Here is a 21,028-nt window from a genome sequence, read left to right as displayed (position 1 = left end):
AAATGCGCTGCGGGTCTGGTGAGGAAGAACCCTCCGCCGGACAACTTACCGGTAATTATATACCCAGGTGGGCTGCCTGCTCGGCTGTTTTTGGACCATAATGAGAATATAGTCTAAAAATCGCCAGGAATAATCCTGTCTACATATGGACCATTCTCATGGAACGGGTTTTTAGACTATATATGAAAAACAGTCTAAAAATATCCCATCATGAAAAAGTTAATTCTAGCTTCGTTTTTCGTACTGGCATCTGTCAGCGCATTTTCACAAAAGTTCAGCATTGGTCCAAAAGCTGGTATCAACCTTAGCAATTATACCGGAGGAAATATTGACTCCGACGCCCTGTTCGGGTACCACATTGGTGGAATGCTCAATTACGGATTTGGTAATGTATTCTCCATTCAGCCGGAAGTTTTGTTCTCCACGCAGGGAGCGAAAGTGCAGAGCGGCAGTGCCCGTCGTGATTTCAAGATCAGCTACCTGACGGTTCCCGTGATGTTCAAATTCAAGACGAGCGGCGGATTTTTTGTAGAAGTAGGTCCGCAGGCTGGTTTCAGGACATCGTCCAATGTGCCGGATCAAACGATCAACAATTTTGCAAAAAACCTTGATCTGGCAGCAGCTGGCGGCATTGGCTACCATTCTCCGATCGGGTTGGGCGCAGGTATCAGGTACATTGCCGGACTTTCGAAAGTGGGTGATTTCTCAGGACAGAATATCAATCCTGATTTCAAAAACAGTGTTATCCAGGCAAGTATATTCTGGGCAATTCCTTTGGTGAAATAGTTTCACCGCACGTACTCAGAGTTAATTAAATGCATGACTGCTGCCTTGATTACAAAGTAGCGGTCATGCATTTTTTTGAGACCGGCAGTATGGTCACTTTGAGGCTTGCTTTACCATTTGAATGTCAGACTTGTGATTTGGATGTTTTTAAAACCGGTTATTTTCTCATGTTAAGTACCAGAGAGGAAATTTTGCGAAATAAAATCCTTGCGGGAGCAGACAGGCTTTTCCGTGAGAACGGGCTGGCAAAAACGACAATGGAGGACATTGCCCGGGAAGCCGGCAAAGGCAAAAGTACCCTTTACTACTATTTTAGCAGCAAGGAGGAGATTTTTGATGTGATTGTGCAGTCCGAAAAAGACAAGTTTTTTACCAGGGTTCAGGATGAAGTATCAAAAGTGCCTACTGCACGCGAAAAGCTGCGTGTACTGACCCGGATGCGGTTTGAGAACATCAAAATCTGGGTAAACCTTTATAATGTAATGGTCCGGGAGTTTCTGCAGGCGCTGGGGGACGGTACAGACAATGCTGTGGCACATTACCGCCGGCAATATGACCAGAAGCTGGTGAAAATCATCAGCAGCATTCTGCAGTATGGCATCGTGAGTGGGGAGTTCAAGGTGTTATCCGACACGGAGATCGAACTGTTATCCTTTGTTATTACAAGCGCCATACATGGCATTGAGATGGATCTGGTGATGTACAATCGTGTTGAGGAAGTTGTTTCAAGAACGGATTTCTTCCAGGACCTACTTGTTGATGGTCTTAAAAAAGCGTAATTCTAGTGGTGCCCGGCAGTATTTATAAATATCCGGTTTCCCCACACTTACAATCATCAGATCCCGATTACCGGTCTTGACCCAATAAAAAAAGCCATCCCTTTTCAAGGATGGCTTTTGCTTGATTATTGTTGAAATCAGGCTTTTGCAGCGTCACGCAATGCTTTGATGCGATCGTGAGCGGCATTGATTCCCTGTGCCTGGCTTCTGATGACGTCTACGGACCCCACCGGAAGATCGGTGCTTTCCAGAGCTTCTTTATAAGCTTTTTTAATGGCGTCTTCTCCGCGCTCAGCCTCTGACAGGATGCTCGCACGGTCGCTGCCGCCAAATAGTGCTTTTACGTCAATCCATGCACGGTGCAATGTGCCGGCTACGCTGTTATCAGTTTCTACTTCTTCTACCGATCCTACGATAGCTGCCAGCTCCTGACCGTTTTTGCGGCTTTGCTGTGCATATTCCTGAAATATCGCTTTGAGATCAATGTTTTCATCATTGATGTCTGCAATTACTTTTTCAAAACCTGCTACGCGGTCGTTATTCAGTTCAATCAGTTCGTTTATCAAGCCAGTTGCGTTTGTTGTTGCGGCCATAACAATTTTTAAGTTTGATGATATGGGTGAATATGCGAATACCGTGCCAGAGCCTTGTGAATGCGTGCCATAAATGCTATTTTCTGCATTTACAAATCATCAGAAACCAGTTTTCCGCTGCTTTCCGGGAAGCTGACTGCCGGGCTGCGCTTGTAAAATAGTTAAAGGTGGCCTTGTGAGCCACCCTTCCAAATAACGTCGAGAAAATCGGATAAAATTTTCAAACACTATCAGAAATTTAATGCCACTTTCACCCGGGTTGGGACAACAGCCCGAAATTTAGTGGTGCGTTTATTCCTGGCTGGGGTCAGCAAAAATTTCATGATTAGGCACATTGAGACGGAGCTCCTGCAGCCATGTTGAAGTGAGTAACAGACTACCCATGGCCCCACGTCGAACTTGTTGAAAACTGTGGTCAGTTTTTTCCGGAGTAATAATTGGGCACCTCCGTAATCCGGAATGTACAATCCAGATCCTTGTTGCTGCAACCATTTCCGTTTTAATCCTGCCTGTAATTCCTGGTACTTATTTAAGTAACATTTTCAGTATAAGCCTGTTAATGTCAATCTTTTATAGCTAAAATGCCATACTCGGGTCTCAAACTTACCTTACACAATCATGAAAGCAACATTACTCGTTCTGACTTTACTTTCCTGGGCCGGTATGCTCAGCGCGCAATGCCCAGACAGGGACATCGTTCTGGAAACCCAGAGTGCCGTTAATAATTTTTCTACGACGTATCCGGGATGCACAGCCCTTAAAGCCAGCTTAGTCATCAGGGAAGATGACATTAGTAACTTGCAGGGTCTGCAGGGAATTACAAGCATTGCAGGTGACCTTGCAATTAACGACAATGCCACACTCCCCAACCTCCTGGGCCTGGAAACCCTGCAAACCATTGGCGGTAGCCTGTACACCTATAATACAGCGCTTACTAATCTGAGCGGACTTGAAAACCTGACCGCCATCGGAATGGATCTTACCGTGAATACAAGTCCCAGGCTCACCACACTGGCAGCTTTGAAAAACTTGCGCAGCATCGGCAGGAACATTGACCTCTATGATTTGGGGTTAATAAATCTGGATGGACTTGAAAACATCACTTCGGTAAAAGGTTCGGTATTCCTGAATACCCTCCACGAACTGACCAGTATACAGGGATTTGCCAGCCTGGGCGACATTGACGGCTCGCTTTCCATCCTGGGAGTCTCGAAGCTTGAAGATCTGGCAGGACTGGAAAAGCTGGACAGCATCGGCAGTACGATACCCGGGCCTTCCATTTACCAGGGATCCCTGACGATCATGGATGCACCTGTTACGGGCTTGCAGGGACTGAAAAGTCTGGTTTTTGTAGCCCAGGATCTTATATTTAATCAAACTGCGCTGCCTGATCTCAAAGGTCTCGACAGTCTTTCCACATTGCTCGGCTCGCTGGATCTGACCAAAAATGCCCTGCTGGAAAATGTCAATGGATTGGAGCAGCTCAGCAGTATCGGGGAAAATCTGACCCTGACCCAGAATCCCCTGCTCTCCAATCTCACCGGTTTAAAAAACCTGGTGTCAATCGGAGCTCGGAATCAAGGCCTTGTGAGCAGATTCCTTACCATTACCGAAAACCCCCAGCTGGCAACCTGCAGTCTGCTGCCGGTATGCAATTACCAGCAGGAACAGGGCGAGGATTTCATGCTGATCGAGGGAAATGCGCCGGGTTGTGCCAGCTACAATGACGTGTATTATGCCTGCCTTGCGTTGCCGGTCACCTTGCAAAACTTTGATGCGGCAGCCAGGGAGGAGCATGTGCTTTTGCAGTGGACTACCGTCTCCGAAATCAATACAAAGCAGTTTGAAGTGCAGCACAGCCTGGATGCAAAATCATGGAAAAAACTGGGAATTGTTTCCGCCCAGGGTAAAAGCAGCGTTGTGCAAAAGTATTCCTTTTCCCATGAACAACCTCTTCCGGGTTCCAATATGTACCGGCTCAAAATGGTTGATCTGGACGGTAGCTTTGCCTATTCCAGCATTGCCAACGTGCACTTTAAGCCTTCCGTGCAACTGGTTGTTTTCCCCAATCCGGTATCATCCAAACTTTTCATGCATGGCATCAATCACTCGGAGGTCAGGGAGGTGGAGCTATACACACAGGCAGGCAAGTTGATCCACAGGGGTGCTTACGATCATCAAAAAGGCATTAATGTGGAAAACCTGTCAGGCGGCCTGCACTTTGCGCGGGTCGTACTGGCAAACGGCCAGGTGGTGAGTGCAAGGATTCACAAAGAAAAGGGGGCAGGCAACCATTAAGCCGCGTAGGTCAGCCGGATTAATGCATAGCCGTGCCCAAGTTGAATTTTTATCCTGATATATATGCATGATGACCGGCAACCTTCCCGGCTGCCGGTCATCATGCATATGAAAGCTTGGCTGCGCAGTTTACTAGGGAATCAGCTGCTCTGTGCGGAGCTTTTCAAACAAATCAAAGAATGAGTCACGGGTATCCTGGTAAACCGTGAAACCGAGTTTGCGGCTTTTGGACATGTCGGTCATCACTTCCATCGGCCGGCCCAGGTCGAGGTCGGTGTGCCATGGCGAAGCCAGACGATCAATCCTTGTTTCCTTAAGATTATATTTCAGCGCAATTTCCTTCCAGATCTCAGCATCGCCTGCCATGGCTTGTTCAAGTGGATGAATCATCTGGTCGAAACCTACAGGCTCAATTTCAAACCAGCCGGCTATTTGCTTCCAAAGCCATTTCCAGCGAAACACATCCCCATTTGCAACATTGAATGCTTCATTTTGAGCAGCTTTGGTGGTAGATGCCCAGATCATATGCTCAGCCAGGATCCTGGCATCCGTGACGTCCGACAAACCATTCCATTGTTCGGATGAGCCCGGGAAATGGAATGGCTTTCCGGTTTCCCGGCAAACAGATGCGTAAACTGCCAGCGTGGTTCCCATGTTCATCAGGTTGCCGACAGCTTTGCCGATCACCGAATGAGGGCGGTGAATGCTCCACGAAAAATCATCCCGGGCTGCCGCTGCATACACTTCGTCTTCCTGTGCATAATAAAAATTTTCCAGGTCGAGCCGCGGATGTTCTTCGCGCACGGGCGTTTCGGGTAAAGTACCGGCCTGGGCGTATGCTTCGAAGGGTCCGAGATAGTGTTTGAGGCCGGTAACAAGCGCAACATGCTGTACGGACTTCCTGGGAGCGAGTGCATTCAGTAAGTTGCGGACCATAGCGCTGTTGACGCGGATATTTTCGGCTTCCGTATCGTTTCGCATCCAGGATGTAATGAAAACGTGTGTCGGGGCGAGATCTTGGAGGCTGGCATTCAGGTCATCGGGATTAAGAAGGTCTGCTGATACAGGTATGAGTCCGCTGAGGCCGGTACCGGCATTACGGGAAAGGCCATAGGTTGTCCAACCTTTTTTGATAAGTGTTTCGGCCAGGTTGCTGCCGGTTATGCCGGTGGCACCTACTACCAGTGCAATGTTTGTCATCTGCTGAGTATTAAATGATTAGTACTTATAAAGCTTTGTGTTTCAACATCTTTGTTAGTTCACGGCTTTCCTCTGTTTCCCTGCAAAGGTACCCTGCCCGCACCTGCGGCGGATTGATCTGCATCAAGTAATGCGGTTGATGCAGATCAACTCGTGCAACGGATCTTGTAATACATCACTCAGGATCAGAACCTATCTTTGTTGTACAAAAAATGCAACCGGTCTTATGATCCATGTCCTTTTCAGTCATATTGAGGATAAAGTGCCGCTATCGGCGCATGATAAAGAAGCGATCCAAACTTTTTTTGTACCCAGAAGATTAAGAAAGCGGCAGTACTTACTGCAGGAAGGAGATGTTTGCCGGCATTTGGCATTTATCGCCAAAGGATTGCTCAGGACCTATCATGTGGACAGCCGGGGCGACGAGCACATGAGCGTTTTTGGCTGGGAAGGCTGGTGGCTGTCTGACTTCAACAGTTTTCTGACGGGTGCACAGTCCGTATTCAATATTGATGCGATCGAGGATTCGGAGCTGCTCATGATTTCACGGGAGGATTATGAAGCACTTACACTGGCGGTGCCGGTGATGGACCGATATTTTCGCATTCTTTATCAAAACAGCATTGTAACCAAAGAGAAGCGCCTGATGAGCTCTATCAGTCATTCTGCAGAAGAAAAGTATGTAGCCTTAATGTCCTCCAATCCCAAGATGATACAGCGTGTTCCGCAAAATCTGATTGCATCCTACCTGGGCATTGCACCGGAAACCCTTAGCCGTATCAAAAAGAACCTTGCTACGCGTAAATAGTACCTTTCTGCATGATACCCGGTATGTAATACGGGGTTACTCTTTCAGGAAATCAACAACGGTCCGGCACAGCATCTCGCCTTTTTCATCCGGCATTTCGTGACCAACGTTCGGGTAAATGCATAGCTGGCCCTTCCGGAGCAATCGATAAATATTAAGGCTGTGATCCAGTTTGATCATGTCCCTGTCGCCCCGGATCAGCAGGACAGGTACGTCAATGCCCGCAAGCTGATCGTCTGAAATCTTGATCTCGCGTTTCCACATCTTCTGATTGTCCTCCCAGAATTTAACCCATTGATCGGACTGGGGATTGAGGCGCTGGTAATTCTGCAGCCAGTCCTGATCTTCCTTCACAGCTTCCACGGTATATTGTTCGAGCAGGGCGCGGCCTTCGTCCGTCAGGCCGCTGGATTTGGAATTGGAGGCGCCGCTTACCACTTTCCTGATCTTGTCGGGTCTTTTTGCTGCCAGCAGCAATGCGGTGTTTCCTCCCATACTCCAGCCCATCACGTAAGCACTATCCAGTTGTAGCTGGTCAATGATGTCTGAACAATAATCGGCCAGCAGTTCACCGCTCAAACTGTCTGCCTGCCCGGATCTGCCATGTCCGGGCGCATCCGGGACAATCACCCGGAAGTGCTCCGAAAGGTTCGGTATCATGCCGGCTAAATGCTCGATTGATCCCAGGCCCGGATGCAGGAGCAGGAGCGGAGTGCCCTTTCCATATATTTCGTAGTAAATTCTGGTGTTGCGTATCGTCAGGTATTTCCCCTGGTTTGAACCGTATGGTACGGATTTCCGGTGCGGTTCGCAGGCCGCAAGAAGAAGGCTGAGTACAAGAAAGTAGGAGAGTCGCTGCATCCTGATGGATTAAATGAGATATCCGGTAAACCATTGCTCTCCATTACGCAGCTTTATTATAAAATGTTGAGTCCTGAATATGAAGCATTTCAGCGGATTAAGCCGGCTTTCACCAGTCTGCAGCATTCACGCTGTTTGGTGCGTCCGTACATCAGTTTTGCAAAACACCATGATGCAGCGCGGTAGGTGCCTTTCCAAACTTTTTCTTGAAGGAATGTGAAAAATGGGAGAGGCTTTCAAACCCCAGGTCGAGGTAAATGGCCGAGGGTTTCTGATGTTTGGTTTCGATCAGGTGCCTTGCTTCGGTCAGGCGTTTGTCCAGCAGCCAGTGACGGGGCGGCGTACCGAAGGTTTTCAGAAAATCACGTTTAAAAGCCGCCAGGCTGCGGCCGGTAAGCTGTGCAAACTTTTCAACGGGAACATTGAAGTGGTAGTTGCTCAGCATGAACTTTTCCAGGTCTATTTTGCTGGGTTCCGAAAAGCCGAACAGGAAATTCTGAAGCCCTGGCAGGGCAAGCAGCAGCAACTTGACGCCTTCCTTTACTTTCAGGATGCCCATTTCGTCTGTCATGGCCGCGCCCGAGCTTCGTGCGTAAGGCACGATCGACTGAAAGTACCCCTGCAGGAATTCATTGGATGGAATGAGCATATTGGGCGGACCGATGTATTCGCGCTCTGCTTCCAGCTTCTCTTCCAGTACAATCCTGCGCAGCAGGTCTTCCTGCAGGGATATGACGATTGTTTCATAGTGACCACCGGGTACCGGGGTTTTGGTGAGTGTACCCAGCTGGTTTTTGCCTATCAGCAGCATTTGTCCCCCGGCCATCGAGATTTTCTGCGACGAGGTTTCGAGGGTAAACTGTCCCGAAACCTGCAATACCAGGGTATGATGGTTCCAGAAACAAACCTTTTCCCTACGCTCGGCGGAGAGGTACGAGTAGAAGATTACACCCGGGAGGATTTCGGCTGGACTGGTCATTTAGCGCTGTAAGTAAGTGCCGCCAAGTATAGCACCTGCTGCAAAAGTAGTATTTAACGTATTCATTTCGTCCGGCGAAAATACAATATCCATGGCTGCCATGTTTTCCGGCAAACGTGACCTGCGGCTCATGCTCACCAAAGGCATGATATGGTCTCCCTGCGCATTTACCCAGGCGATGGCGGCCTGTGTAGGCGTGCATCCTTTACGGTCGGCCAGTTGCTTCAGGACTGCTGCTTTTTCCAGATTATTGATCAGATTTTCACCCTGAAAACGCGAGAAATGATTGCGGTAGTCATTTTCCGCCAGCGGGGCTTTCAGTTCGCCTGTGAGCAATCCTTCGGCCGTATTGGCAAAAGCCACGATCCCGATTCCCAATTCTTTTGCTGTGGGCAGCAGTTCGCTTTCAATTTGCCGGTCGGCCAGGGAATACCCGATTTCCAGGGCACTGATAGGGTGAATGCTGTAGGCTTTGCGCAGTTGGTCTGCTGTAATTTCTGATACGCCAATGTAACGTACCTTTCCTTCCTTCACAAGGTCGGCAACGGTTCCGATGATGTCTTCCACCGGCACGCTGTTATCCATCCGGCTGGGCTGGTACAGGTCAATTGTTTCAATGCCCAGGCGGGTCAGCGAATAGTTGATAAAGTTTTTGATCGCGATAGGGCGCAGGTCCAGCCCGAGCCACTGACCATTGTGAAAAATGGCGCCGAACTTTACACTGATGAATGCCTCTTCACGTCTGTCTTTGACGGCTTTGCCCACCAGCATTTCATTATGGCCGGCACCATAAAAGTCGCCGGTATTTAGAAAGTTGATACCATTATCGAGTGCCTCATGGATCGTGGCAATACTTTCTGTTTCGTGTGGCGTGGAGCCGCCCCAGATGGATGACATGCGCATACAGCCCAAACCAAGTTTGGACACGGACGGGCCATTCTGGCCCAGCTGGATTCTTCTGATGTTTTTCATGATACAAATATCACATCCGCCAGCCTGCGTCCAGTTGCTTCCACGGCTCAAACATTTTGTCTGTACGGCTCAGGGACAGCCATCACAGCCCGGCTCACCTGGCAGACTACTGCCGGTTCTTACAACAAGCGGTTTGAGGTACAGCATGGTAAAAATGAGTGGTCGTGGAATCACATCATGACATTGAAATCGCAGGGCACCGGTATACATGACTATGCATTTACGCACAATCTGCCCGCAGCAGGCGAAAACCGCTACCGCCTCAAAATGATTGACGTTTACGATAATGTTACCTATTCCGAGATCAGAACGGTGATGTTCGACTCTTCGGAGATCAGCTTCCCGAAATTGCCCGTGGTGCAATGGGACAAAGCCTATGGTAATACTACGCAGCAGGACGGAGTTTCGGATTTCAGCAGTATGGTCAAAACGTCGGACGGTAACTACGTAATGGCCGGTCAGTCGAGCGCCCGCGCAGGGAGAGATCATCCCGACATGCGGGTGATGAAAATTAATCCGGAGGGACAAACCGTCTGGGAAAAACTTTTCATTGCAGACAACGACTCATGGGCAAGTTCGGTCATTGAAACGGCTGACGGGGGCCTGATGGTAGCTGGCACTGCAGGGGGTACAGCAGGTGGTGACAAAAGTGAAAACGACAGGGGCGGCAGCGATTTCTGGATTGTTAAAATGACAGCGGACGGCACAAAGCAATGGGATAAAACCTTTGGCAGTCCATCCTATGACGCCGCCAGCGTCATTTTGCAAACTGCCGATGGCGGTTATATCATCGGAGGCAGTACTTATAGCTCTCCAAAAGGCGGAGACAAATCCGAGGATTCGAAGGGTGAACTGGATGAGTACTGGATCGTTAAAGTTTCGGCGCTGGGTGAGAAAGAGTGGGACAGGACTTTTGGTACTGACGCATTTGATTATTGCAGGTCTATCCGGCAAACCGCTGACGGAGGATACCTGGTCGGCGGCTACACGGCTCCGATGACCGGCGGTGACCAGACGGTCAGGGGCGGCCGTGACATCTGGGTTATGAAGTTATCATCAACCGGAACCCAGGAGTGGCAAAAAATATTTGGGGGAAGCGGTGATGATATGCTTAGTCGTATTCTTCCTTATACAGACGGTAACTATATCCTTGCCGGCAGCTCATCTTCTCCCGAAGGCCAGGGCAAATCACAAGACAGTAATGGAGCATACGATTTCTGGCTGATCAAGATTGATGATGGCGGAAACCAGCTCTGGGACAAGGTCATCGGCGGAGCTGCTGATGACTATCTTACCTGCATCGAACGCACCGGTAGCGGCGAATATCTGATTGGCGGAACAACAAGTTCCGGTGCAGGTTTTGATAAAACCGAAGATCTCAGGTATCATGATGACTCTGATCGCATTGGCGACTTCTGGCTGATGAAATTCTCATCTGCATGGGAAAAGATTTTTGACAAGACCATCGGCGGCGACGGAGGGGATTACCTGAACGCAGTGGTACAAACAGCTGACAACGGTTACCTGCTCCTGGGACAGTCCAGTTCGGGCCTGCAGAGCATTCCCGGTGACCGGACTGTTCCGCGAAATGGACTTGCTGACCCCTGGCTCGTGAAACTTGCGCCTGATAGTCCGCTTCCTGTCACACTTACCACTTTTACTGCCCAAAAAGAAACCAGCACCACGCTGCTCACCTGGCAAACGGCCACCGAAATCCATAGTGATCATTTTGAAATTCACCACAGTATGAATGGAAAAGCGTGGAACCACATCGGGGCGGTGAATGCATTGGGCGAAAATGAAGGATTGCATACTTATCAGTTTGTCCATCCGAGTCCTGCAAATGGTGACAACTACTACCGCTTGAAAATGATCGATACGGACGGGACTTTTGCATATTCAAAAGTGGAGCGGGTGAGCTTCAAACTTGGTTTTAAGGTAAATGTTTATCCCAATCCCGCAACGGAAATGATCCACCTGCAGACCCCGGACTGGACGAAAGTTAAAAGCGTGGAGATTGTGAATGTGCAGGGAAAAGTAGTTTACAAATCAGGTAAAAAACCTGTACAGCATCTGAGTGCGGAGGCATTTGGGGCAGGTTTGTATTTTGTAAAAATCACAGATGTAAATGGCAGCGAAACTTCCCGTAAGATCGTTGTAGCCCGGTAGGTTGTACATTGTTGAATAATTACCTGATCATCACTAAGAACATTGTAGAAAATAGCCGGGCCGTATTACCACGTAAACAAAGAAGGGTTACTGCATCAGTGACCCTTCTTTGTTATTACTCTTGGGAGGTACTTTACTCGCTCCGCAGACTTGTCACCGGATTCATCAGTGCGGCTTTGATGCTCTGAAAACTGATGGTGAACAATGCAATGCCCGTCGCTGCGATCGCCGCCAGTGCAATGACCCACCATTCAAGGGTTGTCTGGTAGGCGAATCCCTGAAGCCATTTGTTCATGGCGTACCAGGCGATCGGAGATGCGATTACGATGGCGACCAGTATCAGTTTCAGGAAATCCTGGGAAAGCAGGCCCACCACCCCGGCAACAGTTGCGCCCAGGACTTTGCGTACGCCGATTTCCTTGGTGCGCTGCTCGGCCATGAAGGCAGACAATCCGTACAGGCCCAGGCAGGAGATGAAAATGGCCAGGCCGGCAAACAGGTTGAAAATGTTACCCATCTGCTGCTCGCTGCGGTACAGGTTGTCAAGGTCTTTGTCCAAAAAGCCGAATCTGAATGGAAATGAGGGGTTGAGTTCCTGGTTTATTTTTTCGAGTGCCTTAATTGTTTGTTCGTTACGACCGGCAGTCGTGCGGACCATAACGACACCGCCCCACGTATTTTTCCGGAGGATGAGCGGCTCCATGGCATATTGCAGCGATTTGAAATGAAAGTCTTTGATTACCCCGATAATCGTCCCCTTCATACCGCCCAGAGAAAGACTTTTTCCTACCGCGTTTCCGATGTTCATGCCCATGATCTGCATGGCTTTTTCATTGATCATGTAGCTGGAACTGTCGCCCGCAAATGATTTGTCGAAGCCACGTCCGGCCAGCACTTTTGTTTTAAAAACCCCAATGAAATTTTCATCCACATCCAGAGACGGAAAGACAACCTGATTGGCAATGGTTTGTCCATCCCAGACAACGTCTACACTTCCGGATTCAACGGCAGTGGGCAGGTAGGAGATGATGGTGAAATTTGCTGTGAGCGGATTTTGCTCCAGTGATAGTTTTAAAGCCTGCTGTTTTCCCCAAAGGTCGCCGTTCATCGGCAGGTACAGCATATTGGATTTGTCAAAACCCAGGTTCCGCTTTTTGATAAAATCGAGTTGCTTGTAAACCACCGCCGTACCGACCAGCAGCACGATGGCCACTACAAATTGCGTAACGACCAGCGCATTCCTGAAAATCAGATTTCCGCCGGCGACCCTTAGCTTTCCTTTCAGGACTTTTACCGGAGCAAAACCCGAGAGAAATAATGCAGGATAGCTGCCCGAGAGCAACCCCGTCAACACCGCAATGCCGATCAGGCTCAGGAGCAATTTTCCGTCGAGCAAATGGATGGAAAGACTTTTCTCGGTCAACATTTTAAAGATGGGAAGCATCGCAAACACGATCCCAATCGCGATGACCAGGGACAAAAATGAGAAGATGAGCGATTCCCCCAGGAACTGAAAGATCAGCTGATAGCGATTTGCACCCACCACTTTCCGTAATCCCACTTCCTTGGCGCGCCGCTCAGAGCGCGCTGTAGCCAGGTTCATAAAATTGATGCAGGCAACCACCAGAATAAAAATTGCAATGACGAAAAAAATGTTGACGTACTGGATGTTACCATGTCCGGCTACATCCAGCTGGTAGTTGGAATGCAGGTGAATGTCCGTCAGTGCCTGCAACTCGAAATTAAGTTTAATGACCTGGCCATGCGCTTTGAAGATCGAGAAAATCTGCCTGATCAGGTTTTGCCGGGCCGGTGCTGATGCTGCGGTTTGGGCGTCCAGTTCGAGATAGGTGAAAAATATGAAGTTGTTCCAGGTATTGTTTTGCAGGTCCGTGCTCGTCCTTGCCAGGGTTTTCATAGGAATCAGGCAGTCGAATTGCAGGTGCGAATTAGGGGGTGTATTGGCCAGGACGCCATCTACTGTAAAGTTTTCTTTGTTGTCAATGCGGATGGTTTTACCAACTGCATTGCTGGTGCCGAAATATTTTACAGCCATTTCTTCTGTGATCAGAATCGTTCCCGGATCGTGCAGGGCGGTGGCTTTGTTGCCGGCCAGGAGCGGAAAGGAGAAAAAGGTCAGGAAGTTGGAGTCGGCATAGATGACCCGTTTTTCTTCCAGTTTCTTTTCACCTGCTTCAAAAATCATTGGTATCCTTTTGCTGATCCGTACCCCGCTTTTAATCTGGGGCAATGCAGCCTGAAGGTTGGGCGCCATGCCCGCAGCACTCACAGCCGCCCTGAAATCCCCCGCACTGCAGGTAAGCCTGAAAATCTGATCGGCCTTTGAATGGAAGCGGTCGTAACTCAGCTCATTCTGAACCCAGAGCAGGATCAAAATACTGCAGGCCATGCCGATGGATAGGCCGGCAATGTTCAGGGCAGCATAAGCTTTTTGGCGGACAATGTTTCGCCAGGCGATTTTGAAGTAGTTTTTTAACATATCAGGGCTAAGAGAAAATGATGGTTCATACTTTGAGTAGGTGCGGCGCCTGCGTACAAAGGGCGGAAGTACAGACGCGACATTGAGCAGATAGCGGAGCAGCGCCTGGGTTTTTCCTGCATGCAGGTAGGCATAGGCATACAGCTCATCGAGGTCTCCCTCTACTTCTTCAATCGTATTGTCCGGATGCAGCCAGCGAAGCAATGCTTTTGCCCAGCGGGGGGGGTGGGGCGTGTTCATATTCCGCTCAGTTTGAGGGAGGCATCCGGTATGAGCTTCCAGAGCTTGTTGCGCAGCTCCTGTATGTCGGTCAATGCGGTTTTTCCGAGGGTAGTTAATTGGAAAAGGCGTTTTCGCCTGCCCCCGCGCTCATTTGTTGCGCCGCCCAGCCCGGAGGTCACAAAGCCCTTTTCTTCCAGGCGGATCAATGTATTGTGTACTGCGCCAAAAGTGACGATCCGGCCTGTTTGCTGCTCAATTTCCTGGCAAACCGTCACGCCGTAAGCGTCACCTTCCAGGATCGCGATCATCAAAAGCACGAGCTCTTCAAATTCACCCAAATACGTCCTCCGCATCTCAGAAAATGATTAGTTTATATTTTATCGTATAAATGCATGCCATATTTAAAAAGGCCGAAATTGGGCTGATAATGCATTCGGGATTTACTCCGGGAAAAAATGTTGTTCACGCCGGGACAGTGCTGTGTCCGGTAATGAACAGTACAGGGCGGGAAGGTTGCAAGTTGCTGGAAGTTGAAAATGGTAGATTTCAAAACCGGGAAATGACAAGCTTCTTGCTCAGAGACTTGTTATTCCGGCAGCACGGTATTGGCGGATTGGCATATACAATCCAGCGATTGAGAGCAATGCTTTGTCACGATCCTGCTCACGTGTATTATTCTGCGTAACTTTGAACTGTTAGAAAACACTCCATGTCAGAAAACGTACACACGCCGGCAGAGCAGGATCGGATCGCGGCGCTTAAAGAATATGAAATACTCGATTCGATCTCGGAACAGGAATATGATGATATTACAGCGCTCGCATCGCTGATCTGCCAGACGCCGGTTTCACTGATCAGTCTTATCGACGATTCCAGACAATGGTTTAAATCCAATCACGGACTTTCTGTCCGGGAAACGCCGCGCGATTTTGCTTTTTGTACGCATACGATACTGAATCCCTCACAGGTTTTTGTTGTCCCCGATTCGCGGGAGGATGCCCGGTTTGCGGATAACCCGCTGGTTACGGGTGATCCGCATGTTATTTTTTATGCCGGCGCACCTTTGATCGATAGCAATGGTTTTGCGCTCGGCTCGCTTTGCGTAATTGATCACACACCAAAGTCACTGTCAGAAACGCAGCTTAGCGCATTGCAAATTCTGGCCAAAAACGTGGTCAACCTGATTGAGAACAGGAAAGTACAACGCTCGATGAAGGTTTTGCAGAAGGTACTCGAGCTGCGCCACCAGGAAACGGAGGACATGCGGGAGTGTATCCAGGGATTGATTTCCGACAATCTTTATCCTGCACTCATGGACGCAAGAGCAATGAGCGGCAACATTCAGGATCGTACAAAAGACGCACTGACTGCAAAGCTTGACGTAGCCCTCGAAACCACTCAGCGGATTCAGAAGGAAGTTCAGGAGTAGCTGGAAAGCTGATTACCTTTTCCGTTTTGGCTCAAAGATAATCCTGGCCATAAAGCTCATACCATTGTCCCGGAAGTTGGCAGGAATACCGGTGACAAGGCCCAGCGCCAGGTTAGAGGCCAGTACCAGTTTCATTTGCGGGCGAATAACAGTGTGACTGCTTGTCGCGGAAGATTCATCATTGACCTCGACGCCCACAAAGTGCCCACCCGGAAGCACATAATGCATGCTCGCATTGATCTGATAAAACAACTCCCGTTTTGATTCTTCCGGCGTAAACTCCCATTCCGGGCCGGTATAGATCATGGTATTGATCCGCTCTCCCCACTTTTTGGCAACGATAAAAAACGGGCTCACCGAGTTGCCTTTCAGCATTCCCCGGCCCCGATTGATGGAGTAAAATGAATGCGCGCGAAATTCGTGCATATAACCCGCCGCCATCGACATTTGCTGCTGATCAGAAACCAGGAAAGTATACTGGGCAGCCAGTTTCAGACCCTCAACGCGGTTTCGCGGCATTGCAGCGCCTTCCTGCGGCTGGGCAGGGCGGTAAAAAGCAAAGGGAACCTCCACTTCCAGACCAAGCCGGTTGACGGGTGAAAATTCGTATTCGACAAATGAATGGTTGACGGTGTAATCCTTGTGGCCCTCAATGCCGTATCCCACGTTCCATTCTTTTTCTCCCTTCCGGGCGCCCAGGTCACGGATCAGGTCCATGTAAAGCGGCTCCGCGTGGCGAATTTTCAATGGTTTTGGTTTTGAGATAGAATCAACCTGCGCCAGGGCTGGCAGCATGATGGAAGTAATCAGTAGTGTTGTGATGATGAAGTTTTTCATGCCTTTTAATTGTTTTTTAATACAATGTTAAAGGTCAATTCTGGAATCAATTGGGAAAGAGGTGTTTGGGTGGAACGTGTAGCTTACACCGGCAAGCCTGTAAATTACCTCGAAACTTTTGGCGGCATTTATATAAATTGTCGGTTCAACAAAAAACCTTTCCGCATGACACATACTACCTCCAACCCCAGGATCCACGAAGGCCGGAACCTGAAACGCTTCCGCGAAATGCTGGGGATCAAGCAGGAATTCCTCGCCTTCGAGCTGGGCGAAGACTGGAACCAGCAAAAAGTTTCTTTACTCGAACAAAAGGAAAAGATCGAATCCGGTATTTTGGAGCAGGTAGCGGCCATTCTGAAAATCCCTGCTGAGGCGATTAGAAACTTTGACGAGCAGCAAGCTGTGAATATTATCTCAAATACATTCGATAAAGTTGAAAACTCGTTCAACTTCGGTACATTTAACTTACATCCACTCGAAAAAATTATTCAGCTTCACGAAGAGAAAATTGCGCTTTACGAGCGGATGCTGAAGGAGAAGGATGAGATGATGGGGCGGTTGGAGAGGTTAATAAAACCTTAGCTTTCAAAGAAAATATAGTGCCACTTTTAAGCTCCAACGCATTGACAATATCACTAAATGTTTTGTGCAGCAAATAGCAGCTGGCCATCCGCATTGGAACCAACTTTGTAAACCGGGTTTTCAACTTTTATATAGGGATCGTTACTTACGAAAAGAATTCCCTCATCAGGAAAATTGGAAATGAACTTCTTGGTCGCTTTTACTTCCGCCAGCATATATTCGGCTTCTTTAAAAACCCGGGAAGGGGCAACGTCAATGATATGCTGATTTGATAGTGCATCAAACGCATATTGGAACGACATTGAATTATCAGCCGCATAAAGTTCGTCTATCAGCTCGATGACCAGGGACTGAGAATCTGAATAAGTAGCCATAATCATTCAAATATGTTTTGTAAGAGTGTGGTCAAACTGCGTGCAAGGCCAAACGAAGCCTGGCCCCAGGCCTTATCCATGTAATTTTCCTGATAATCCGCCGTGACACGGTTTTTCTTTAATGCCCGCATTTCCCTTATAAACTTACCGGCTCCGACTTTATCCCGTAACTCGATCATTTCAAAGGTTTCATTGATCATCCGGTCATGTGAGCCTTGCCGGTCCAGCTTGTCTCTATCACGGTAAATGTACGTATTTTCGGTTTTGTGAATATGAAGAATAAGCTGGAAAACAGCATAGTACGAACAATGTATGCTACTGCAAAAGTGCCCCGGGCCGGTCAACAGGAATTCTGCGGCTAAAAGATTCTCACGATGCCTTTTCAGATAAGTATTGTTCATAACAACGCCACGAAGCTATTCTGTACATAGTTTTATTTTCAGATTTACTTTTTGAACGTTGGTTGTATTATGCATAAAGTAAAGTTTTCACAGAGGCTTACTTAAATGTCCGCCCAGGCGTTTATCCTGCGGCATAAAAAAAGCGCCCATCTCACGAAAGGCGCCTTGCTTGTGGTCACGTAGGGATTCGAACCGCCCGGAGGCCCGCGGCACCGGCCGCCGGCCCAAACCTCCTGATCCGTACCGCGGTCGCGCACGACTCAGGTACTCAGCCTGATTGAATTAGGCATAAAAAAAGCGCCCATCTCACGAAAGGCGCCTTACTTGTGGTCACGTAGGGATTCGAACCCCAAACCTCCTGATCCGTAGTCAGGTGCTCTATCCAATTGAGCTACGCAACCAATTCCCGAATGGGAGTGCAAAGATATGTAAGAATTTATTTGAAGCAAATCATTGCCTGTTTTTTCAAAAGAAAAAATAAACCGTAGCCGAGCTGACCGCCGCGCCACACAGAAAACCAGCCAGTATTTGCCCGGAATTATGGGCATTGAGTTGCAGGCGGGCACTCAGCACACAGCCTCCGATCAGGATGGTAGCAAGCAGGGACGGCAGCAGGGCTGTCTCGTTGAACCGGATTATCATCCCCGAGAGCATGGCTATCGCCCCGCCGATCCCGGTCGCATGGGCACTCACTTTCCACGTCAGGCTGATCGCAAATACTACAAAAAGTGACACTGTTACACTGCCCAGGATCACTGCTATTTTAGGGGCGAGTTCTGCGATCGGTTCGAGTTTCCAGCCAAACAGGTAGGTGGCCAGGGCATAAACCAGTACGCACATCAGGTACGGCAAGCGCCGCTCGGCCAGATTATCTACCTGCAGACTGCTGATTATCCTCGCTTTATGCATATAAAATATCGTCACCGCCGGCACAACGAAGGTATTTACAAAAATCAGCAGCAGTAAACTGCTCATGCCTGTCAGTTCAAATGCATTTACACCCAGCAGGTCCGGCGTCACAAAAAAGAGCAGCAAAAACAAGTAGGTGGTCAGTAGCAAAGGGTGGAAAACTACTGAAAGGGTGATCGCGAGGCGGTTATTCAAAATGATATTCTTGTTAAAGGCAGATTTTGACAGACAAAAGTAAATTCAAAAACCACGTTGTCCAAAGGGTGGACCAGGGTCAAGTAACTGGCTGTACCGGTAGGTTTTCGTAGTCTAATTTGTAATTTTGCGCCTCAATCCCGCCAGTGGGGCTATTTATTCGCAATTAAAGATTGACATTAAAATGGGACCGTTGCAGATCAAAGAATTACTTCAGACCGCTCCTGAACAACAAACTGTTACCCTCAAAGGCTGGGTCAGGACCAAGCGCGAAAGTAAAAATGCCATTTTCATTGCCCTCAACGACGGCTCTACCATTCATAATATCCAGGCAGTGGCCGAGCCGGGCCAGTTTTCCGCTGAGCTGCTTGCGGCTATCACTACCGGCGCCTGTCTTAAAGTTACGGGCCAGCTGATCGAGTCGCAAGGTTCGGGGCAGGCGGCAGAAGTCAGGATCACCGACATTGAGATCTATGGTGTTGCGGATCCCGATAAGTATCCTCTTCAGCCTAAAAAGCACTCCCTCGAATTTTTGCGTGAAATTGCGCATTTGCGGCCCCGTACGAACACATTCAGCGCTATCCTGCGCATTCGCCATGCGCTGGCATTTGCGGTACACCAGTATTTCAATGACAACGGATTTTTCTATCTGCATACACCCATCATTACCGCTTCTGATGCAGAAGGTGCGGGTGAGATGTTCCGCGTGACCACCCTCGACCTGGATAAGCTGCCGCGCACGGACGAGGGCAAGATCAATTTCAAGGAAGACTTTTTTGGGCGCGAGGCAAACCTGACAGTTTCGGGTCAGCTGGAAGGCGAGCTGGGTGCACTGGCTCTGTCCAAGATTTATACCTTCGGGCCGACCTTCCGGGCCGAGAACTCCAATACAACGCGCCACCTGGCCGAATTCTGGATGATTGAGCCAGAAATGGCATTCTTCGAGCTGGAAGACAACATGAACCTGGCGGAGGATTTTATCAAGAAAGTGATCAGCCACGCGCTGGTACATTGCAAGGATGATCTTCATTTTTTACAAAACCGCCTGGCGGAAGAAGAGAAAGGCAAGCCTCAGAACGAACGTTCTATCCCGCTCCTCGAAAAGCTCAGCTTTGTGGTCGATAATCCTTTCGAAAGGCTTACCTACACGGAGGCCATTGAGATCCTGCTTAAATCGAAGCCGCATAAAGAGAAAAAATTCCAGTTTCCGGTGGGTTGGGGAATTGATCTTTCCAGCGAGCACGAGCGCTACCTCGTTGAAAAACATTTTAAAAAACCCGTCATCCTGACCAACTATCCCAAGGAAATCAAGTCGTTTTACATGAAGCAGGACGAAGATGGCAAAACCGTTCGCGCGATGGACGTACTTTTTCCCGGGATTGGAGAAATTATCGGCGGCAGCCAGCGCGAAGACAGCTACGAAAAGTTGCTGGGACGCGTACACGAGGTTGGTATTGATCCGCAAAACCTCTGGTGGTACCTTGAAACCCGCCAGTTTGGTACGGCGCCGCATTCCGGCTTCGGGCTTGGCTTTGAGCGCCTTGTATTGTTTGTGACCGGTATGGGTAACATCCGGGATGTAATCCCTTTCCCACGCTATCCAAAAAGCGCAGAATTTTGACCATTACCACGCAAATAAATCTGATTGCGGCAATGAGCGAGAACAGGGTAATCGGCATCCAGAACCGGTTACCCTGGCATTTGCCCGACGAGTGGGCACATTTCCGCAGTGTCACCGAGGGCAGGCCCTTCGTGATGGGCCGCAAAAGTTTTGAAGCGCCCGATGCCCTGCATTCTTCCTACCGCAATATCATCATATCTTCCAAAAAGCCGGACAATCCACAGTCCGGTATCGAATACGCCCTGAATATTCCCACGGCACTTGCGTTACTTTCCGGCGAAGAGGAAGTCTTTATACTGGGAGGTGCCACCGTTTTCCAGGAAATGCTGCCGCTGGCCCACCGGCTTTACCTAACCATTGTTCACGCGCAGCTCGAAGGCGATGCGTTCTTTCCCGCTATTCACGAGGCAGACTGGGAATTGATAAGTTCTGAGTACCATGGTGTTGATGAGGCCCATGCGTACGCTTTTTCCATGAACCTCTACGTTCGTAGATCGGGAAAGTAGCCCAAAG

General features: G+C 49.0%; 20 protein-coding genes and 1 tRNA gene. 9 read left to right on the top strand and 12 right to left on the bottom strand.

Features of this window, described 5'->3' with window-relative positions:
* Positions 1-210: 210 nt before the first annotated feature.
* Together HWI92_RS16670 and HWI92_RS16665 are read left to right on the top strand one after the other, a co-directional pair.
* Complete coding sequence (locus tag HWI92_RS16670; RefSeq protein ID WP_204657364.1) at positions 211-786, top strand: porin family protein; 576 nt, start codon at positions 211-213, stop codon at positions 784-786.
* 167 nt (positions 787-953) lie between these two features.
* Positions 954-1,565 carry a TetR/AcrR family transcriptional regulator gene (locus HWI92_RS16665; protein ID WP_204657362.1) on the top strand — a complete coding sequence of 204 codons (612 nt, stop codon included), beginning with the start codon at positions 954-956 and terminating at the stop codon, positions 1,563-1,565.
* 137 nt (positions 1,566-1,702) lie between these two features.
* Here HWI92_RS16665 and HWI92_RS16660 read toward each other — a convergent pair whose 3' ends face one another.
* The gene (locus tag HWI92_RS16660; RefSeq protein ID WP_229248134.1) at positions 1,703-2,131 is read right to left on the bottom strand and encodes a PA2169 family four-helix-bundle protein; all 429 of its coding nucleotides are present in this window, start codon (positions 2,129-2,131) and stop codon (positions 1,703-1,705) included.
* Between the two features lie 645 nt (positions 2,132-2,776).
* Here HWI92_RS16660 and HWI92_RS16655 point away from each other — a divergent pair.
* On the top strand, positions 2,777-4,456 hold the full coding sequence (locus HWI92_RS16655; protein WP_204657358.1) for a T9SS type A sorting domain-containing protein: 1,680 nt from the start codon (positions 2,777-2,779) through the stop codon (positions 4,454-4,456).
* Positions 4,457-4,588: 132 nt separating this feature from the next.
* Here HWI92_RS16655 and HWI92_RS16650 read toward each other — a convergent pair whose 3' ends face one another.
* Entirely contained in the window at positions 4,589-5,656 is a 1,068-nt protein-coding gene (locus HWI92_RS16650) for an SDR family oxidoreductase (RefSeq protein WP_204657356.1), read from the bottom strand.
* Positions 5,657-5,882: 226 nt separating this feature from the next.
* Between HWI92_RS16650 and HWI92_RS16645 the strand changes: the two genes are divergently transcribed.
* Positions 5,883-6,464 carry a Crp/Fnr family transcriptional regulator gene (locus tag HWI92_RS16645; RefSeq protein ID WP_204657354.1) on the top strand — a complete coding sequence of 194 codons (582 nt, stop codon included), beginning with the start codon at positions 5,883-5,885 and terminating at the stop codon, positions 6,462-6,464.
* Between the two features lie 36 nt (positions 6,465-6,500).
* On the opposite strand, the gene HWI92_RS16640 is transcribed toward HWI92_RS16645, so the two are convergent.
* The 3 genes from HWI92_RS16640 to HWI92_RS16630 form a co-directional block, all read right to left on the bottom strand.
* The gene (locus tag HWI92_RS16640) at positions 6,501-7,325 is read right to left on the bottom strand and encodes an alpha/beta fold hydrolase (protein ID WP_204657352.1); all 825 of its coding nucleotides are present in this window, start codon (positions 7,323-7,325) and stop codon (positions 6,501-6,503) included.
* Positions 7,326-7,476: 151 nt separating this feature from the next.
* Positions 7,477-8,304 (bottom strand): helix-turn-helix domain-containing protein, encoded by an 828-nt coding sequence (locus tag HWI92_RS16635; RefSeq protein ID WP_204657350.1) that lies wholly within the window; start codon positions 8,302-8,304, stop codon positions 7,477-7,479.
* A complete protein-coding gene (locus HWI92_RS16630) occupies positions 8,305-9,276 on the bottom strand; it encodes an aldo/keto reductase (protein WP_204657348.1) in 972 nt (323 codons plus the stop codon).
* A 177-nt stretch (positions 9,277-9,453) separates the two neighbouring features.
* On the opposite strand from HWI92_RS16630, the gene HWI92_RS16625 reads away from it, so the two are divergent.
* A complete protein-coding gene (locus HWI92_RS16625) occupies positions 9,454-11,445 on the top strand; it encodes a T9SS type A sorting domain-containing protein (protein WP_204657346.1) in 1,992 nt (663 codons plus the stop codon).
* Between the two features lie 133 nt (positions 11,446-11,578).
* On the opposite strand, the gene HWI92_RS16620 is transcribed toward HWI92_RS16625, so the two are convergent.
* On the bottom strand, positions 11,579-14,185 hold the full coding sequence (locus HWI92_RS16620) for an ABC transporter permease (RefSeq protein WP_229248132.1): 2,607 nt from the start codon (positions 14,183-14,185) through the stop codon (positions 11,579-11,581).
* Complete coding sequence (locus tag HWI92_RS16615) at positions 14,182-14,520, bottom strand: PadR family transcriptional regulator (protein ID WP_204657344.1); 339 nt, start codon at positions 14,518-14,520, stop codon at positions 14,182-14,184. Before HWI92_RS16615 ends, HWI92_RS16620 begins: the two co-directional genes overlap by 4 nt.
* 356 nt (positions 14,521-14,876) lie before the next feature.
* Between HWI92_RS16615 and HWI92_RS16610 the strand changes: the two genes are divergently transcribed.
* Positions 14,877-15,596, top strand: coding sequence for a GAF domain-containing protein (locus HWI92_RS16610; RefSeq protein ID WP_204657342.1), 720 nt, complete (start codon positions 14,877-14,879; stop codon positions 15,594-15,596).
* A 12-nt stretch (positions 15,597-15,608) separates the two neighbouring features.
* On the opposite strand, the gene HWI92_RS16605 is transcribed toward HWI92_RS16610, so the two are convergent.
* Positions 15,609-16,433 carry an HAEPLYID family protein gene (locus HWI92_RS16605; protein ID WP_204657341.1) on the bottom strand — a complete coding sequence of 275 codons (825 nt, stop codon included), beginning with the start codon at positions 16,431-16,433 and terminating at the stop codon, positions 15,609-15,611.
* A 165-nt stretch (positions 16,434-16,598) separates the two neighbouring features.
* Between HWI92_RS16605 and HWI92_RS16600 the strand changes: the two genes are divergently transcribed.
* Complete coding sequence (locus HWI92_RS16600) at positions 16,599-17,015, top strand: helix-turn-helix domain-containing protein (RefSeq protein WP_204657340.1); 417 nt, start codon at positions 16,599-16,601, stop codon at positions 17,013-17,015.
* Positions 17,016-17,068: 53 nt separating this feature from the next.
* Here the strand turns inward: HWI92_RS16600 and HWI92_RS16595 are convergent, their stop codons facing one another.
* The 4 genes from HWI92_RS16595 to HWI92_RS16580 all read right to left on the bottom strand — a co-directional run bounded on the left by HWI92_RS16595 (position 17,069) and on the right by HWI92_RS16580 (position 18,894).
* Positions 17,069-17,389 (bottom strand): hypothetical protein, encoded by a 321-nt coding sequence (locus tag HWI92_RS16595; protein WP_204657339.1) that lies wholly within the window; start codon positions 17,387-17,389, stop codon positions 17,069-17,071.
* Positions 17,390-17,391: 2 nt separating this feature from the next.
* Positions 17,392-17,790, bottom strand: a complete 399-nt coding sequence (locus HWI92_RS16590; RefSeq protein WP_204657338.1) for a hypothetical protein — start codon at positions 17,788-17,790, stop codon at positions 17,392-17,394.
* A gap of 327 nt (positions 17,791-18,117) precedes the next feature.
* Positions 18,118-18,191, bottom strand: a tRNA-Arg gene (locus HWI92_RS16585).
* 64 nt (positions 18,192-18,255) lie between these two features.
* Positions 18,256-18,894 (bottom strand): hypothetical protein, encoded by a 639-nt coding sequence (locus tag HWI92_RS16580; RefSeq protein ID WP_204657336.1) that lies wholly within the window; start codon positions 18,892-18,894, stop codon positions 18,256-18,258.
* 184 nt (positions 18,895-19,078) lie between these two features.
* On the opposite strand from HWI92_RS16580, the gene asnS reads away from it, so the two are divergent.
* Positions 19,079-20,515: an asparagine--tRNA ligase gene (gene asnS, locus HWI92_RS16575; protein ID WP_204657334.1), complete on the top strand. Its 1,437-nt coding sequence runs from the start codon at positions 19,079-19,081 to the stop codon at positions 20,513-20,515.
* Positions 20,512-21,021, top strand: coding sequence for a dihydrofolate reductase (locus HWI92_RS16570; RefSeq protein WP_262897673.1), 510 nt, complete (start codon positions 20,512-20,514; stop codon positions 21,019-21,021). The genes asnS and HWI92_RS16570 overlap by 4 nt, the downstream gene beginning before the upstream one ends.
* The last annotated feature ends 7 nt before the right edge of the window (positions 21,022-21,028 follow it).

Source organism: Dyadobacter sandarakinus (genome assembly GCF_016894445.1).
In the GTDB taxonomy this organism is placed as follows: Bacteria; Bacteroidota; Bacteroidia; order Cytophagales; family Spirosomataceae; genus Dyadobacter; species Dyadobacter sandarakinus.
This window is presented reverse-complemented; position numbering and strand designations above follow the sequence as displayed.